Source organism: Streptomyces sp. NPDC045287, assembly GCF_056432325.1.
Window position 1 is genome coordinate 104,757 of the sequence record NZ_JBWKJG010000002.1, and the last position, 15,475, is coordinate 120,231.

The 15,475-nt window shown below is 74.0% G+C and carries 15 protein-coding genes and 1 riboswitch; of the genes, 5 read left to right on the forward strand and 10 right to left on the reverse strand.

The annotated features are described in order from the left end of the window. Positions 1-5 precede the first annotated feature (5 nt). The 7 genes from AC07D6_RS03715 to AC07D6_RS03745 form a co-directional block, all read right to left on the reverse strand. Positions 6-1,193: a S8 family peptidase gene (locus AC07D6_RS03715; protein WP_479041710.1), complete on the reverse strand. Its 1,188-nt coding sequence runs from the start codon at positions 1,191-1,193 to the stop codon at positions 6-8. Between the two features lie 433 nt (positions 1,194-1,626). After that, positions 1,627-2,823: an ABC transporter ATP-binding protein gene (locus AC07D6_RS03720; protein ID WP_315878983.1), complete on the reverse strand. Its 1,197-nt coding sequence runs from the start codon at positions 2,821-2,823 to the stop codon at positions 1,627-1,629. 62 nt (positions 2,824-2,885) lie between these two features. Beyond that, complete coding sequence (locus tag AC07D6_RS03725) at positions 2,886-3,719, reverse strand: carbohydrate ABC transporter permease (protein WP_315878984.1); 834 nt, start codon at positions 3,717-3,719, stop codon at positions 2,886-2,888. Further along, positions 3,719-4,669: a carbohydrate ABC transporter permease gene (locus AC07D6_RS03730; RefSeq protein WP_479041713.1), complete on the reverse strand. Its 951-nt coding sequence runs from the start codon at positions 4,667-4,669 to the stop codon at positions 3,719-3,721. The genes AC07D6_RS03725 and AC07D6_RS03730 overlap by 1 nt, the downstream gene beginning before the upstream one ends. Beyond that, complete coding sequence (locus tag AC07D6_RS03735; protein WP_479041715.1) at positions 4,666-6,015, reverse strand: ABC transporter substrate-binding protein; 1,350 nt, start codon at positions 6,013-6,015, stop codon at positions 4,666-4,668. Before AC07D6_RS03735 ends, AC07D6_RS03730 begins: the two co-directional genes overlap by 4 nt. A 156-nt stretch (positions 6,016-6,171) precedes the next feature. Next, complete coding sequence (locus AC07D6_RS03740) at positions 6,172-6,612, reverse strand: J domain-containing protein (RefSeq protein WP_315878986.1); 441 nt, start codon at positions 6,610-6,612, stop codon at positions 6,172-6,174. 58 nt (positions 6,613-6,670) lie between these two features. Next, on the reverse strand, positions 6,671-7,357 hold the full coding sequence (locus AC07D6_RS03745; RefSeq protein WP_315878987.1) for a type III effector protein: 687 nt from the start codon (positions 7,355-7,357) through the stop codon (positions 6,671-6,673). A 189-nt stretch (positions 7,358-7,546) separates the two neighbouring features. Here AC07D6_RS03745 and AC07D6_RS03750 point away from each other — a divergent pair, with 189 nt between their 5' ends. The 4 genes from AC07D6_RS03750 to AC07D6_RS03765 all read left to right on the forward strand — a co-directional run bounded on the left by AC07D6_RS03750 (position 7,547) and on the right by AC07D6_RS03765 (position 10,315). After that, positions 7,547-7,987, forward strand: coding sequence for an Hsp20/alpha crystallin family protein (locus AC07D6_RS03750; protein ID WP_315879059.1), 441 nt, complete (start codon positions 7,547-7,549; stop codon positions 7,985-7,987). Positions 7,988-8,056: 69 nt separating this feature from the next. Continuing rightward, the gene (locus AC07D6_RS03755; RefSeq protein WP_315878988.1) at positions 8,057-8,452 is read left to right on the forward strand and encodes a DUF2267 domain-containing protein; all 396 of its coding nucleotides are present in this window, start codon (positions 8,057-8,059) and stop codon (positions 8,450-8,452) included. 59 nt (positions 8,453-8,511) lie between these two features. After that, positions 8,512-8,910, forward strand: a complete 399-nt coding sequence (locus AC07D6_RS03760) for a DUF2267 domain-containing protein (protein WP_479041718.1) — start codon at positions 8,512-8,514, stop codon at positions 8,908-8,910. A gap of 115 nt (positions 8,911-9,025) precedes the next feature. Further along, positions 9,026-10,315, forward strand: coding sequence for an FG-GAP repeat domain-containing protein (locus AC07D6_RS03765; protein ID WP_479041720.1), 1,290 nt, complete (start codon positions 9,026-9,028; stop codon positions 10,313-10,315). Positions 10,316-10,397: 82 nt separating this feature from the next. On the opposite strand, the gene AC07D6_RS03770 is transcribed toward AC07D6_RS03765, so the two are convergent. Then, positions 10,398-11,720, reverse strand: coding sequence for a vanadium-dependent haloperoxidase (locus AC07D6_RS03770; protein WP_479041722.1), 1,323 nt, complete (start codon positions 11,718-11,720; stop codon positions 10,398-10,400). 410 nt (positions 11,721-12,130) lie between these two features. Then, positions 12,131-12,294, forward strand: a riboswitch (cyclic di-AMP (ydaO/yuaA leader). A gap of 3 nt (positions 12,295-12,297) precedes the next feature. Here AC07D6_RS03770 and AC07D6_RS03775 point away from each other — a divergent pair. Then, a complete protein-coding gene (locus tag AC07D6_RS03775; protein ID WP_479041724.1) occupies positions 12,298-13,056 on the forward strand; it encodes a LysM peptidoglycan-binding domain-containing protein in 759 nt (252 codons plus the stop codon). A gap of 60 nt (positions 13,057-13,116) precedes the next feature. Here AC07D6_RS03775 and AC07D6_RS03780 read toward each other — a convergent pair whose 3' ends face one another. Beyond that, entirely contained in the window at positions 13,117-14,136 is a 1,020-nt protein-coding gene (locus AC07D6_RS03780; protein WP_479041726.1) for a Gfo/Idh/MocA family protein, read from the reverse strand. Positions 14,137-14,313: 177 nt separating this feature from the next. Continuing rightward, on the reverse strand, positions 14,314-15,228 hold the full coding sequence (locus AC07D6_RS03785) for a sugar phosphate isomerase/epimerase family protein (RefSeq protein ID WP_315878994.1): 915 nt from the start codon (positions 15,226-15,228) through the stop codon (positions 14,314-14,316). Between the last annotated feature and the right edge of the window lie 247 nt (positions 15,229-15,475).

Genomic DNA, 15,475 nt, shown 5'->3' on the forward strand with positions numbered 1-15,475 from the left:
GCGGGTCACAGGCCGCCGGTCTGGACGAGCCGGTTCGGGGAGCTCTTGGTCACCGTGAGGACGTCCTTCACGGACTGCTCGACGATCCACGCGGCGACCGCGCGGGACGACGCGGTCGGGTGTCGCTGCTTGTAGAGGGCGGCGACCCCGGCGACGTGCGGGCTGGCCATGGACGTGCCGCTCATGTGGGTGCTGCCGCCGCCCAGCTTGGCCGATTTGATCTGCGTGCCGGGCGCGTAGATCGTCAGGCAGGGGCCGAAGTTGGAGAACGACGCCTCCTGGTCCAGGTGGTTCGTGGCGCCGACGGTCATGGTCCGGGCCGCGCTGGCGGGGGAGACGCCGCACGCGTCGGCGGAGCTGTTGCCGGCCGCGACGACCGGCAGGACGCCCTTGTCGGACAGGACGGTGGTCGCCGTGTTGACCACCTCGGAGCGCGGGCCGCCGAGCGAGGCGTTGAGCACCGAAGGCCGGTTCGAGTTCACCGCCACCCACTCCAGTCCGGCGATGATCCCGGCGAAGGAGCCCCTGCCCTCGCAGTCGAGGACCCGTACGCTGACCAGTCCCACCTGGCGGGCCACCCCGTGGGTGGCGCCCCCGACGGTGCCCGCGACATGGGTGCCGTGGCCGTTGCAGTCCCGGCCGTTGCGCCCGTCGCCGATCGCGTCGAACCCGGGGCGCGCCCGGCCGGTGAACTCCGGGTGGCCGTAGTCGATGCCGGTGTCGAGGATGAACGCCGACACGCCGGCGCCGGTGCCTTTCACGTTGTACTGGCCGTTCAGCGGCAGGAACGGCTGGTCGATCCGGTCCAGGCCCCAGCTGCTCGCGGGGGCCCGTGTCTCCGGGACCGGGACGGTGCTGACCACCGCGTCCTGCTCCACCGCCGCGACCCCCGGGGTCGACCGTACGTTCGACAGTTGCGCCGGCGTCAGTTTCGCGGCGAATCCGCGCACCACCTTCTCGTACGAGAACAGCGGGGTGACCCCGGCGTGTTGGGTCACTTGGGCGGGGGTCGCGTCCGGTTCGAGGGTGACGATGTACTGGCCGTCGATCCCGTCCGCCGGGGCCGGGCGCAGCGGGGCGGGGGTGGTGCGGGGCGGTTCCGTGTCGGACCCGGCCGCGGTGGCCGGGGTGGCCGCGAGCGGCATCAGCAGGAGGAGGAGGGCGGCGGATGCGCGGCGCGCGGGCAGCCTCATGGGGTCTCCGATCGGTCGGTGACGGGCGAGCGACGTCGTGCTTCACCTCGTCCGCCCCGGGAGGGCGAGGTGACGTCGTCAGGTATCTGGTCTCGCTGGGGTCACACCACGCGACCGTGTCAGGATCACGCCACTCATCGGATGAGGTGACGAACGGCCGCGACCGTGCCGTTCGCCCCGTCCCGGCCCTGCGCCGGTCTTGTCCCGGCCCAGCCCCGGCTCCCGCGCCGGCCTCGCCCCGGCCCCGTCCCGGCCTCACCCCGGCTCCCGCGCTGGCTCCGCCCCGGTCTCACCCCGGCCTCCGTGCGGGTCTCGCCCCGGCCCCCGTCCCGGCCCCGCGCCGGGTCTCACCTCGGCCCCCGACCGGCCTCGTTCCAGCCCCCGTTCCAGCCCCGTCCCGGTCCCCGTCCCGGCTCCGCCGGCCGGGACGCCGTCAGACCTCGCCCTCCGCGGTCTCGCGGCGGGTGAGGTTGGCGCCGGACCGCGGATCAAAGACGTGCATGCCCGACGTGTCGACGTACAGCTCCGCCCGGGCGCCCTCCCGCACCCGGGTCGCCGTGCTGAGCCGGGTGATGATCTGGTGCCCGCCGCCCCCGGTCTCGGACGCCCCGGAGTCCGCCGCCAGCTCCGCGAGGTCCTCGCTCGCCGCCGGCTCCCAGCCCTCCTCCGTGAAGTGGGCGTACACGTCGGAGCCGAGGGACTCGACGACGTCCACCGTCGCCGTGAACCGGGCGCCCGGCAGGTCCGGGTCCACCAGCGCCGCGTCCTCGAACGCCTCCGGCCGCAGGCCCACGACCAGGTCCCGCGGCGCCCCGGCCCGCTCCAGCAGCCGGCGTACCCCCGCGTCCAGCGGCAGGTCCCCGACCGCGGTGCGCAGGACGCCCTCCTCCAGCGAGGCGTGCAGGAAGTTCATCGCGGGCGACCCGATGAACCCGGCCACGAACAGGTTGCGCGGCTGGTCGTACAGGTGCTGGGGCGTGCCGACCTGCTGGACGACGCCGCCGCGCATCACCACCACGCGGTCCCCGAGGGTCATCGCCTCGGTCTGGTCGTGCGTCACGTACACGGTCGTCGTGCCGAGCCGCTGCTGGAGCCGGGAGATCTGGGTGCGCATCTGCACGCGCAGCTTCGCGTCCAGGTTGGACAGCGGCTCGTCCATCAGGAACGCCTTGGGGCTGCGGACGATGGCGCGGCCCATGGCGACGCGCTGCCGCTGTCCGCCCGACAGGTTCGCCGGTTTGCGGTCCAGGTGTTCGGTGAGGTCGAGGACGCGGGCGGCCTCCTCCACCTTCTCCCGGATCACCGCCTTGTCCGTCTTCGCCAGGCGCAGCGCGAAGCCCATGTTCTCCCGCACGCTCATGTGCGGGTAGAGGGCGTAGCTCTGGAAGACCATGGCGATGTCGCGGTCCTTCGGCGCCTTGTCGTTGACGACCTGCCCGCCGATGCGGAGCGTGCCCTCGGTGATGTCCTCCAGGCCCGCGATCATGTTGAGGGTCGTGGACTTCCCGCAGCCGGAGGGCCCCACCAGGATGACGAACTCCCCGTCGGCGACGGTCAGGTCGACGTCCCGCACGGCCACGGCACCGTCCGGGTACCTCTTGGTGATGCCCTCGAGAACGATCTCGGCCACTGTCGGTGCTCCTTGGTGGGGATGCCGTAGGCGTAGGCGTAGGGGACGGGGCGGGGCGCGGGTCAGCCCTTGACGGCCCCCGAGGTCAGTCCGGCGACGATGCGCCGCTGGAACAGCAGCACGAAGACGATGATCGGCACGGTGATCACCATCGCGGCGGCGGCGATCGACCCGGCCGGCTCCTGGAACTGGCTGCTGCCGGTGAAGAACGCGATCGCCGCCGGGACCGTCCGCGCCGACTGCGTCGAGGTGAGGGAGATCGCGAAGAGGAAGTCGTTCCAGCAGAAGATGAAGACCAGGATCGCCGTCGTGAACACCCCGGGCGCCGCCAGCGGCGCGATCACCAGTCGGAACGCCTGCGCGGGCGTTGCCCCGTCGACCTTCGCCGCCTTCTCCAGGTCCCAGGGGATCTCCCGGAAGAACGCCGACAGCGTGTAGATCGCCAGCGGCAGCGAGAAGGTCATGTACGGCAGGATCAGCCCCGGCCACGTGTCGAACAGCCCCAGGGCCCGCTCGATGTCGAACAGCGGCGAGACCAGTGAGATCGGCGGGAACATCGCGATCAGCAGCGACAGCCCGATCAGCAGCCGCTTCCCCGGGAAGCGCAGCCGGGCCACCGCGTACGCGGCCATCGTGCCCAGCACCACGGCGACGGCCGTGGCGATCAGCGCGATGCCGATCGAGTTGACCAGCGCCCGGGTGAACACCGACGTCTCGAAGATCCCCCGGTAGTTGTCCCACGTCCACTTCGTCGGGACGACACTGCCGTCCGTCAGCGTCGAGGGGTCCTTGAAGGACAGCGCCGCGATCCACCAGACGGGGAACAGCGCGTACGCCACGACGGCGACGTTGGCGATCGCCCACCCGGTCACATGCCTCTTCCCCGCACGTGCCATCAGCGGTCGCCCTCCCCGGCCCCGGGGGCGGCCGCCCCGAACAGCTTGACGAACGCGAAGGCGATCAACGCCACACACAGGAAGATCAGCACGGAGACCGCCGATCCGATGCCGAGGTTGAGCGCGGTGAACAGGTTGTCGTAGCCGAGGATCGACACCGAGCCGGTGCCGTGCGCGCCCGCCGTCAGCACGAAGACGCTGTCGAAGACGCGGAACGCGTCCAGGGTGCGGAACAGCAGCGCCACCAGGATCGCCGGCTTCATCAGCGGCAGCATCACCCGGGTGAACCGCTGCCACCCGCCCGCCCCGTCCACCATCGCGGCGCGCAGCGTCTCCTCCGGCACCAGCGCCAGCCCGGCGAGCAGCAGCAGCGCCATGAACGGTGTCGTCTTCCACACCTCCGCCAGGATGATCAGCCCCAGCGCCGGCCACCGCTCCGTCAGCGGCGCCTCCCCGGCCGGCAGCAGCGCGGCGAGGTAACCGATGCCGGGGGTCCAGGCGTACTGCCAGGAGAACGCGGCGACGACGGTGACGATGCCGTACGGGACGAGGACCGCCGTGCGGACCGTGCCGCGCCCCAGGACCGTGCGGTGCATCACCAGCGCCAGCGCCATCCCGAGCACCAGCTCGACCGCGACGGACACGACCGTGATGAGCAGCGTCACCCCGAACGCCTCCCACCAGAACGGGGACGACAGCACCGCCGCGTAGTTGCCCAGCCCCACGAACTCCGCCCGGTCGGGGAAGCGCAGGTCGTGGCGTTGCAGCGACAGGTAGACCGCGTAGCCGATCGGGTACGCCGTCACGGCCGCCATCACCAGCACGGCGGGCGCGCACAGCAGCCAGCCGAGCCGGCGCTCCTGCCGCGCCCCCTCGGGGAGCCGCGCGGAGGCCGTCGCTCCCGGCCCCGCCGCGCCGTTCCCGACCCGTTCCCCGGCGGCGCGCCTCACGGGATCAGCCCCTTCGACTGGAGGGCGTCCTCGATCTGGTCCCCGATGGTCTCCACGGACCGGCGGGGGTCGATCGCCGAGGGCGGGGACAGCGTGTGGGCGATGACGACGGACACGTTCTGGTAGGCGGGGGTGCGGGGGCGGACGCTCGCGTTCTGCAACGACTGGTAGATGGCGTCGGCGAACGGGTAGCTCCGGACGAACTCCTCGTCCGCGTACAGCTCCCGCAAGGTCGGCGGCAGTCCGCCGTCCACGGCCGCCGCGATCTGGTTCTCCCGGTTGCGCAGGCACAGCGCCGCTTCGAACGCCTGCCGGGGGTGGCGGGAGTACGCGCCGATCGCGAGGTCGATCCCGCCGACCGTCGGCCTGGCGGGCCGCGAGGCGTCCACCCTCGGGTACGGCGCCCAGCGGAAGTGCCGGAACAGCTCCGGGTTGTTGGCCTTCATCGACGGGTGGACGAACGGGTAGTTCACCTGGAACGCCGCCCGCCCGGACTCCATGGCGAGCCGGTTCTGGTCCTCCATCTGGTTCGGCAGCGACGGGTCGGCCGCCGGCGACCTGGCGAGGTCCCGCATGATCGTGGCCGCCCGGACCGCGGGCCGCCCCAGCGACGGCGCGGTCGCGTCGGCGTCGAGGATCGAGCCGCCCGCGCTGGCCACGAGCGTGTTGAACCAGACCGTCAGCCCCTCGTACTGGGCGCCCTGGACCTCGACGTGGTGCGGTTTGCCCTCGGCGGCCAGCCGGCGGGCGACGGCCAGCATCTCCGCCCAGGTGCGCGGCGGGCGGTCGACGAGGTCGGCGCGGTACCAGAGCAGTTGCGTGTTGGTGTTGTACGGGACCGCGTACAGCCGGCCCTTCCACGTGCCGGTCCGGAGCGGTGCTTCGAGGGTGCCCCGCTCGGCGCGGCGGCGCGCCCCGCCGGTCCACGGCAGGATCCAGCCCGCCTCGGCGAACTCGGCGGCCCACGTGACGTCGAGGCCCATGATGTCGATCGAGTCGTCCTCGGCGGCCAGCCGGCGCACCAACTGCTGCCGCTGCCCGTCGGCGGTGCGCGGCAGCTTGTGGTACGCGATCCGGTAGCGGCCGTTCGACGCGCGGGAGCAGTTGCGCGCCGCGGCGGCCAGCGCCCCGGAGTCGTCGGGGAAGTTGTACCAGTTCAGCGTCGTCGGCCCGGCCGGCTCGCCGGAGCCGCAGGACGCCAGGGGCGAGGCCAGCAGCGGCAGCACGAGCAGCGCCCGCAGCCCGCGCACCGCGCCGCGCGCCCGGCCCGGGCCCCTCCCGGTACCGCGCCCACCGGCCCGTACCGGCCGCCGGCGGGCGGAGTCCTCCCGGACCTCTCCTGACATGGGGTCGACGGTAGGCCCCGGCGGGGGCCCCGCACGCGCGGCACAGGCGGTTGCGGCACACGGCCACCCGAGTGGCCGACGCCCCGACCGCCGCCTTTGGCCGGGGCGTCCACGGGGCCCCGGCCGGGGCGGCGGTCGGGCCTGTGCCGGTCGCCGCTACCCGCCGGGCCCGTACCCCGGTGCGTCCCCGGCGTCACGGGGCCGCGCGCGGCCCGGGTCCCACCGCGGCGGTCGTACCCGGACCGGCCCCACCCACAGCAGCCCGCCGCCGTGCGCCGGGGCCTCCCGGCGGGGCTCCACCCGCACGGCGGGGGCGGGGCGGGGCCGCCGCCGGGCGTCGTGCGCGCGGCGGCCGTCGTCGTACGCCGCACGTCGCGCCGGGTCGCGCAGCACCCGGTACGCGGCGACCACCTCGTCGAACCGTCCGGCGGACGCCCGGCGCTCCGCCTCGCCCCGGCCCGGGGCGCCGTCCGGGTGCAGCGCGCGGACGAGCCCGCGGTACGCGGAGGCGATCTGCTCGGCCGACGCCGTCGGCGCCACCCCCAGCACCGCGTAGGGGTCGCGCCGGACGCCGCCCGCGTCCTGCCCTGTCGCCACGGTCATCACCTCGCAGCGGTCCGTACCCCCGTCCCTCCTCAGGCGGAACCCGCGGGGGTCAGCCGAGGGAGCGCCGGTCGTGGTCGCTGGCCCGGCGCAGCTCGTCCGTCCGCCGCGCCACGTCCTCGACCCGCGCGGCCAGCTCCGGGTGCCGGCCCCGCAGGTGCGGGCCGGTGGCGGCGAGCGGGCCGATGAGGCCGGCCGCGTCGTCCCCGGCGAGCGCCTCGGTGAGCCGGCCGATCGGCGACCGGGCCTGCCGGGCGAGGTCGTCGAGCGCCGTGATCTGCCCGGCGAGCTGCCGCAGGTCCGCGGCGTTGCGCCGGGCCCACGCGCTCACCGAGCGGTCGGCGGCCCGCCGGTCGCGGGTCGCCTTGACGCGCTGGTCGCCCGTCGTGCCGTGGCCGCCGCCGGGCCGCAGGCGCAGGTAGCGGCGCTCGGCCGCCTGCCGGCTGGCCACGCCGAGCGGACCGGCGAGGTCGGCCCAGCTGGCGCCGGCCGAGCGGGCCGCCTCGATGAGCGCGGGCTCCCAGTCCGCCAGCCGCCGCCGCACCTCCCTGAGCAGGAGCAGGGCCGCGAGGGCGTCCTCCGTGCCGGGCGGGGGGACCTGCGGTCCGCTCCCCCCCTCGCCCGCCGGGGCGCCGTGCGCCGTGCGGATCGCCTCGTCGATCGCGCTCAGCGCGGTCGCGGCGGCGACGAGGGAGCCGGGGGCCGGTGAGTGCGGCGTCGGCTGCTCGGCTTCGCTCACAGGGCCTCCTCCACGGGAACCAGTGGTCATCGGTCCGATGACGCGGGGGATTGTCATTCTTTCGATGACGAAGGGCATTGTCATCACTTAGATGACGGAGGGGATTGTCATCGTTCCGATGACATGTTACAACAGGACACAGGTGACCGCATTGGCATGGAGCGTCCGAGCCAGTGGAGGTGGTTCACGATGTTGATGCGCACCGATCCGTTCCAGGAGTTCGACCGGATCGCCCAGAGGCTGCTGGGCGCGTCGGGGACGTGGTCGCGGCCCACCGCGATGCCGATGGACGCGTACCGCGAAGGCGACGAGTACGTGATCGCCTTCGACCTGCCCGGCGTGGACCCGGACGCCATCGACGTCGACGTCGAGCGGAACATGCTGACGGTGAAGGCCGAACGCAGGCCGCAGGCGAAGGCCGAGGGCGTGCAGATGGAGCTGTCCGAGCGTCCCCTGGGCGTGTTCTCCCGCCAGGTGATGCTGGCCGATACCCTCGATGTGGAGAACATCAAGGGCGACTACGACGCGGGTGTCCTGACCCTGCGCATCCCGATCGCCGAACGCGCCAAGCCGCGCAAGATCGCCATCAGTGCCGCAGGCGACGGCTCGCGCAAGGAGCTCGGCGGCTGATCGGACCCCGCTCGCAGCGCGGACGGAGGGCGGAGGAATCCGCCCTCCGCAGGCCGGAAAGGACGCGCGATGCAGATGAGATGGGAGCCGTTCCTGGACGCCGTCCAGGACCGCGGCGAGTACGCGTCACCGCAGGAGGCGGAGCGCGCCGCCAGGGTCGTCCTGGCGCTGCTCGGCGCGCACCTCGTCGGAGAGGTGCGGGCGGAACTGGCCGCCCGGCTGCCGGAGACCTTCGAGCTGATCCTGCTCAACCCCCTCCAGGCCGCCGAGCCCCTCTCCCCGGAGCGGTTCGTCCGCGCCACCGCGGCGTGGATCGAGGGAGCCACCGAGGAGACCGCCAAGTGGGACGTCGGCGCCGTGCTGAGCGTGGTCGCCGATGCCGCGGGCGACGACCTCATGCGCCGCGTCCTGCTCCAGCTCCCTCCGGGGTACGACCTTCTCTTCGGCCGCCCGCGGGCGGCCTGACCACCACAGACGACACACGGCCGCCCACGGGCGCGACCGGGGAGGAAAGGCTTTCCAGCATGACGTGGCAGGAACTCGTGGACCGCATCCGCACCGCCGGCCGCTACGACTCCGACGCGGAGGCGGAACGCGTCCTGCGGGCCGTGCTGACGGTGCTGGGCGGCCACGTCATCGGCGACGAACGCTGCGAACTGGTACGGGTCCTGCCCGCCGAGGCCGGCGCCCTCCTCGCCGCCCAGATCCCGGTCACGGAGCCCGTCGCCGCGCCCGAGTTCGTCGAGCGCGTCGCCCGCGCCCTCGCGCCGCTCACCCCCGCCGAGGCCCGTTGGGCCACCTCCACGGTCCTGAGCGTCGTCGGCGCGCACGTGGGTGACGCCCTCACGCGGCGGATCCTCGCCGGCCTGCCCCGGGGCTACGCCCTCCTGTTCGGCCTGGTCGAACTGGCCCCCGCCGCCTGACGACCCGCCACCCACCCCTTTCCGTGCGGGTAGTGTTCGAAAATACGTCGGCCGCGTCGAACGCGTCGACGGCATCGAGTACACCACGTACGAGGATTAGGGGAGGGACCGCGGTATGCGGAAGATCCTGCGCGGAGGGCGGCGCCGGCTGGGCGCCCTGGGAGCGGCCGGGGCGCTGCTGGCCACGGGAGTGGCGGGGGCGAGTGGGACGGCGGCGCACGCCGCGGACGGCGCCAACGGCCCGGTCGTCCTCACCACGCCCGGCGTCGCCGCGGGCGGTCAGGCCGTCCACACGGTGACGGTCGACGCGGCGGAGGGCGGCGTACTGACCCTCGGCTTCCAGACCGCCGACGACCAGCGACCCTGGGGCATGCGCGACGAGTGGTCCATCGGCCTCACCGTCGGCGCCCCGGACGGCGTGGAGCAGCCGTGCACGTACCCCGGGTCCGCCCTGCTCCTCGAAAAGGTGAGCTGCGAACTGCCGGCGGGCCGGCACACGCTCACCTACCGGGTCTCCGCGTCCGCCTCCGTGCCCTCCTGGCACGTCGCCGTCGACGCCCGCTTCGCCCCCGCGTCCGGGGCGGCCGACGCCACCGCCGCCGGCCGGTTCGACGTGGCCGGCGTCAGCGCCGTGCCGATGGACTGGGACGTCCTCGCCCGCGACCGGAGCGGCGACATGCGCGCGTACGGCTCCTACGAAGGGGAGGGGTCGGCGCTGGACGTCGAGTGGGGCAAGGACCTCGGTGTGAACTGGGGCCAGTACGACCGCCTCACCAAGCTCGCGCCGATCGACGTCCGCGGCCGCGGCGGCGACGTGGTGGCGCGCGACGCGTCCGGCGTGCTCTGGTACCACCGGCTCGCCGGCGGGGGACGCACCTCCTTCGAGCCCCCGGTGCGGGTCGGCTCCGGCTGGGGCGCGTACCGGTCGATCCGCGGCGCCGGCGACCTGACCGGTGACGGCCGGCACGACCTGCTCGCCGTGGACGGGTCGGGCGTGCTCTGGCTGTACCGGGGCACGGGCGACCCGGCGCGGCCCTTCGAGGCCCGTCGCCAGGCCGGCACCGGCTGGAACATCTACACCTCCCTCACCGGTGGCCTCGACGTCACCGGTGACCGGAAGGCCGACCTGATCGCCCGCGACGGCTCCGGCGCGCTCTGGCTCTACCAGGGCACCGGCGACGGCAACGCCCCGCTCCAGGCCCGCCGCCAGATCGGCACCGGCTGGAACATCTACGACGTGCTCGTCGCGTACGGCGACGTCACGGCGGACGGCCACCCGGAGCTGCTCGCCCGCGACACGGCCGGTGTCCTGTGGCAGTACACGGGCACCGGGAACGCGGCGGCGCCGTTCCGGTCGCGCGTCCAGGTCGCCCAGCACTGGGACGGGTTCGACGCCGTCCTCTGACGGATCGTCAGGCCCGGTGCGCCGCCGCCCGCGGCCGGCCGGTCAGCCGGCCGGCCGGCGGGTCGGTCGGCGGGCCGGCCGGTCAGCGGGTCGGTCGGTCGGCCGGTCGGTCGGCGGGCTGGTCGGTCAGCGGGCGGAAGTGGCGGGCGAGCGCCCAGGCGGCGACCCGCTCGCCCGTCCGCGTGCCGACCGTGTTCGCCGTACGGGTGTGGATGCCCGCCCAGGTGCGAGCGTTCACGACGTCCCGGTTGTACTCGTGGGCGGAGGCGTAGTACCGGGTCTCCTTCGCGAAGGCCGACGTGATGCGCAGGTCGAGGAACGGGCTGCCGGACAGCAGCGTCAACGTCCGGGCCAAGGCGCCGGTGGTGGTGGTGTGGCCACTGAGGTAGTCGGGGTGCGAGGGGGTCTCCAGGAGCGGCTCCCACGCCGGGTCGGCCTGGGTGCGGGGGTTGTTGTCGCGGTCGGCCTCGCGGATCGCGGTGATGGGCCGCCAGGTGCCGTAGTGCAGCTTGGCGTCCCACGCGGCGATCGTCGCGTCGATCTGGACGGTGTTGACGGCGGCGAACAGGCGTGCCGTGTCGACCAGGTCGAGGCCGTTCCGCGCGGCGCGGTCGGCCAGGGCGCCCTGCAGGTCGAGGTCGACGAAGAACCGCGCGGTGTCGGTCTGCCACCGGCTCCGCACCGGGCTGTCCTTCGCGCCGTACGCCTTCACCTCGTTCAGGTCGGCGGCGTAGCGGGCGGACGGCAGCGCGGGCGGCGGCCCGGGACGGAACCGGTCGGGCCGGTCCATGAGCAGTGGGCGCAGCCGTGCCAGCCACGCGGTGGCGAAGGGGCGGTACGCCGTCGGTGTGGGGCGCCACACCCCGGGGGCGGGGGAGGCCGGGAAGGCGACCCGGGCGCCGTGGCCGTCGTTCTTCCGCAACGCGATGACGTGGGTGGCCGCGCGGTGGCCGAACGCCACCCCCGCCTTCTCCGCCCACCCGTCCGGCACCGCGGCGAGCGAGGCGGCGTGGGCGGCCCTCAGTCGGGCCGCCGCCTGCGGGAAGTAGTGCCGCAGCACGTCGTGGGCGGCGGTCGCGGCGGCGGCCACGGACGACGCCGTACGAGGCGCCCGTCCGTTCCAGCGGTACGGCTCGTACCGGCCCTCGATCCCGACCACCGCGTTGTACATGCCCGCCGAGACGAGGGCGTGCCACAGGGCCTTCTCCGGCGAGATCAGACGGTTCTCGGGGTCCACGACCTCCGCCGTCAGTCGCGCCCAGTCGGCGATGACGGAGCCGGGGGCGGAGGCGGAGGACGCGCCCTGCGGCGCCGGTGCCGCAGGCGCGGGGACCGGCGCCGCGACCGCCGTCAGACCCAACAGCACGGCCGCGGCCGCCAGGGTCCGACGCGGTGACGTCCTCATCGATCTCTTATGCACTTTTACCCCTTTTCAGTCGATATCTGCCACTCACACCTTCGGCGTTCGGATGGGAAGCGCAATCGCACTCGCCGTTCCAGGTGCTCCAAGCACCCGTACGGAGCCGATCCGGGGTACATGTCCGGCTTATTACCATTTGAGGGTATTAATTTAATATGGACTACTTACCTCCTTTTTGTGGTGGGGTGGTAGGGGGTGGGCGGGAGGCGAAAACCGTGATGTCGGTCACGGCGGGCGGACGGCGGAATTCCCCGGACGCCGCGCGGGGGCACGGAATTCACCGCCGAACGGGGCTGCAATGGATCATCGGCCGGAATTCCCGCCCTTGTTCCTCCCGGCGGATTTCGTTTACGGTCACCGTCATTCCGGAGGGAACGCCGAATCCTGCCGCCTTCCGGATTCCAGCACCCACACACGCGCGCTCGGCAGGAGCGGGGGAACCAGGTAAGTCGCCGGTCCGGTGTCCGGAGCGGCTAGGGGTGAAGTCGCGGGAGACTGCGGCCGGGCATCTCCCGCCCGAACCCGACAGCTCACCTCGCAGGCGTCGGAGAGGAAAATCCCCATGCCCGCACAGGGTAAGCACCGTCGCCCCAAGAACAGCCGCCTCAGCCGCGGGCTCGTCGTCGCGAGTACCGGCGGGGCCGCCCTCGCCCTGCCCCTGACCGGCGCCGCCACCGCCTCCGCCGCACCGGTCGCGGCGCCCGCCGTGGCCGTCGTCGCGCCGGCCGCCGCCGTCCAGGCCGCCAAGCCCGTGACGTACACCGTGACCGTCGGCGACACCCTTTCCGGTATCGCCGGCGAGCATTCCGTGAGCGGCGGCTGGAAGAAGCTGTACGAGGACAACAAGAAGGCCATCGGTGACGACCCGTCACACATCCGGCCCGGTCTGAAGCTCACCGTCGGCGCCGCGGCGGCGGCTTCGGCGGAGCGTTCCGAACCGGCCCGCGCCGACCGCTCCGAGGCCCGCGCCGTCGTCACCCCCGTCGCGGTGAAGACGTACGCCGACAACCTCGACGGCTGGATCAAGGAATCGCTGGACATCATGGCCCAGCACGGAATTCCGGGAACCTACGACGGAATTCACCGCAACGTCATGCGCGAGTCCTCCGGCAATCCGCTCGCCATCAACAACTGGGACTCCAACGCCGCCGCCGGGACGCCCTCCAAGGGGCTCCTCCAGGTCATCGACCCCACGTTCAGCGCCTACCACGTGCCCGGCACGTCCCTGGACCCGTTCGACCCGGTCGCCAACATCACCGCCGCGTGCAACTACGCCGCCGACCGGTACGGATCCATCGACAACGTCAACGGCCCGTACTGACCCGCCCTCCGGGCACCCGACGCGCCGGACCCCGGCCCGCCGGGTGCCCGGTCGCGCACGTCAGCGGTAGAGGGCCGGCCGCTCCACCAGGCCGACCTCCACCCGGCGGCCCTCGGCCCGCGCCCGGAGGGCCGCCTCGCAGACGGCCGCCGCCGCGTACCCGTCCCAGCAGCTCGGGCCGGTGGCCCCACCGCGCAGGGCGGCGTCCACCCAGGCCCGCACCTGCCGGTCGTACGCCTCCTCGAACCGCTCCACGAACCCCGGCGCGATCGAACCGCCCCACCGGCCGCCCGCGGCGACGAGCATCCCGTGCGCGTCGCCGATCCGCGCGGTGCCGTTCTCGCACACCGCCTCGGCCTGCACCTGGTACCCGAAGCGGCAGTTGACGTAGACCTCCACGTCGGCGAGCGCCCCGCCGTCCGTCTCGAAGACCGCGAACTGCGGGTCGTCGACGCCCTCGGGGGCGTTCCCCGACGGCCGCGGCCGCATCACCGTCACCGCCGTGATCTCCTGGCCCAGCAGCCACCGCGTGACGTCCACCTCGTGGACCGCCGAGTCGCCGAGGAGCATCTCGCCGGTGAACCAGGGCGGCGACGAGGCGTTGCGGTGCCGGTGGTGCAGCATCAGCGGCCGACCCAGCCCGCCGCCGTCCAGCAGCGCCTTCAGCCGCAGGTACTCGGCGTCGTACCGCCGCATGAAACCCACCTGGACCAGCCGCCTGCCCAGCCGCTCCTCCGCCCGCAGCACCCGCAGCGCGGACGCCGCGTCCGGGGTGAGCGGCTTCTCGCACAGCACCGGGAGCCCGCGCCGGAGCGCCGCCATCAGCGCCGCCTCGTGCGCCGGACCGGGGGAGGCGACGAGCACGGCGTCCACGCCGGGCGCGGCGATCGCGGCGGCCGGGTCGGTGTACGCCGCGCAGCCGTCGACACCGTCCGCGACGGCCTTCGCCCGCTCGGCGTCCACGTCCGCGACGGCGGCCACCCGCGCCCCGCTGATCACCCGGTCGATGCGGCGCACGTGGTCGGCGCCCATCCGGCCGGCGCCGACGACGGCCACGCCGAGCGTTCCGCGCTGGGTCATGGTCGAAGGTCTCCTTCCCCGAGGTCCGGGAGGTCGGAAGGTCCGGCAGGTCACAGGGACCGGGGGCCCTGGATCCGGAGGGACCGGGAGGCCCTGGGGGCTGGAGGGCCCGGAGGGACCGGGAGCCCCGGGGTCCGGCAGGTCCGGAGGGACCGGGAAGCCCCGGAGGCCCGCCGGTCAGGCACCGCAGGAGCGGAGGAACCGGCGCGTGCGCACCGCGATCGGCAGCGGCCGGTCCGGCGGGCACGGGTACATGTCCTGCTCCACGATGGCGAACAGGTCCACGCCGAGCCGCTGCGCCGCCGCGAGCACCGGTTCGAGCGCGGGGACGCCGGACGGCGGCTCGCACATCACCCCGCGCCGCACGGCCTGCCCGAACGGGACGCCGTTCTCGACGACCTCCGCCAGGACGGCCGGGTCGACCTGCTTGAGGTGCAGGTAGCCGACGCGCTCCCCGTACGTCTCGATCAGCTTGACGCTGTCGCCGCCGCAGTACGCGTAGTGCCCCGTGTCCAGGCACAGCGAGACCAGGTCGGGATCGGTCGCGTCGAGGAACCGCTCCACGTGCTCCTCCGTGTCGAGGTGCGTGTCGGCGTGCGGGTGGACGACGATGCCGAGGCCGTACCGCTCCCGCACCTCGCGGCCCAGCCGCTCCGTGCCGCGGGCGAGGTCCGCCCACTGCCCGGCGGTCAGCTCGGGCGGTTCGACGACCTCGGCGGTCCTGTCGTCCCGCCAGAACGAGGGGATGACCACCAGGTGCCGCGCGCCCATGGCGCGGGTCAGCTCCGCGACCCGGCTCACCCGCTCCCAGGTCGCGTCCCAGACGGCGGGGCCCCGGTGCAGGGAGGTGAAGACCGTGCCGGCGGAGACCTTCAGGCCGCGCCGGGCGGTCTCGTCGGAGAGCCGGGCCGGGTCGGTCGGGAGGTAGCCGTACGGGCCGAGCTCGATCCACTCGTACCCGGCCCCGGCCACCTCGTCCAGGAACCTCTCCCAGGGCACCTGCCGCGGGTCGTCGGGGAACCACACCCCCCACGAGTCCGGCGCGGAACCGATCCTGATGCGGTCGAGGGACGGGGTGCCGACGGTGTCCATACGCGGTCCTTTCACCCGGGCGCGGGCGGTGCTGGGCGGTCTGGTACGGGCGGGTTCGACGGTGGTCCGACCCTATCGGCACGATGCCGCGCCGCGGGCGGTGCCCGGTCCGCCCGTCCGGCGTACCGCCACCGCGCGCCGGGGGCGGAGCCACCATCTCCCTCGCCCGTACGGTGGCGTCGCGCACCGCCACCGCGCGCCGGGGGCCGGGGGCCCGCGGGAGGCCCGTCCTCGCGCGGACGGTCCC

Excerpts from the sequence above, each read along its gene's own strand:
- AC07D6_RS03715 (WP_479041710.1), bottom strand. The coding sequence starts at position 1,193 with ATGAGGCTGCCCGCGCGCCGCGCATCCGCCGCCCTCCTCCTCCTGCTG.
- AC07D6_RS03725 (WP_315878984.1), bottom strand. The coding sequence starts at position 3,719 with ATGGCACGTGCGGGGAAGAGGCATGTGACCGGGTGGGCGATCGCCAAC.
- AC07D6_RS03735 (WP_479041715.1), bottom strand. The coding sequence starts at position 6,015 with ATGTCAGGAGAGGTCCGGGAGGACTCCGCCCGCCGGCGGCCGGTACGG.
- AC07D6_RS03750 (WP_315879059.1), top strand. The coding sequence starts at position 7,547 with ATGTTGATGCGCACCGATCCGTTCCAGGAGTTCGACCGGATCGCCCAG.
- AC07D6_RS03755 (WP_315878988.1), top strand. The coding sequence starts at position 8,057 with ATGCAGATGAGATGGGAGCCGTTCCTGGACGCCGTCCAGGACCGCGGC.
- AC07D6_RS03760 (WP_479041718.1), top strand. The coding sequence starts at position 8,512 with ATGACGTGGCAGGAACTCGTGGACCGCATCCGCACCGCCGGCCGCTAC.
- AC07D6_RS03765 (WP_479041720.1), top strand. The coding sequence starts at position 9,026 with ATGCGGAAGATCCTGCGCGGAGGGCGGCGCCGGCTGGGCGCCCTGGGA.
- AC07D6_RS03770 (WP_479041722.1), bottom strand. The coding sequence starts at position 11,720 with ATGAGGACGTCACCGCGTCGGACCCTGGCGGCCGCGGCCGTGCTGTTG.
- AC07D6_RS03775 (WP_479041724.1), top strand. The coding sequence starts at position 12,298 with ATGCCCGCACAGGGTAAGCACCGTCGCCCCAAGAACAGCCGCCTCAGC.
- AC07D6_RS03780 (WP_479041726.1), bottom strand. The coding sequence starts at position 14,136 with ATGACCCAGCGCGGAACGCTCGGCGTGGCCGTCGTCGGCGCCGGCCGG.
- AC07D6_RS03785 (WP_315878994.1), bottom strand. The coding sequence starts at position 15,228 with ATGGACACCGTCGGCACCCCGTCCCTCGACCGCATCAGGATCGGTTCC.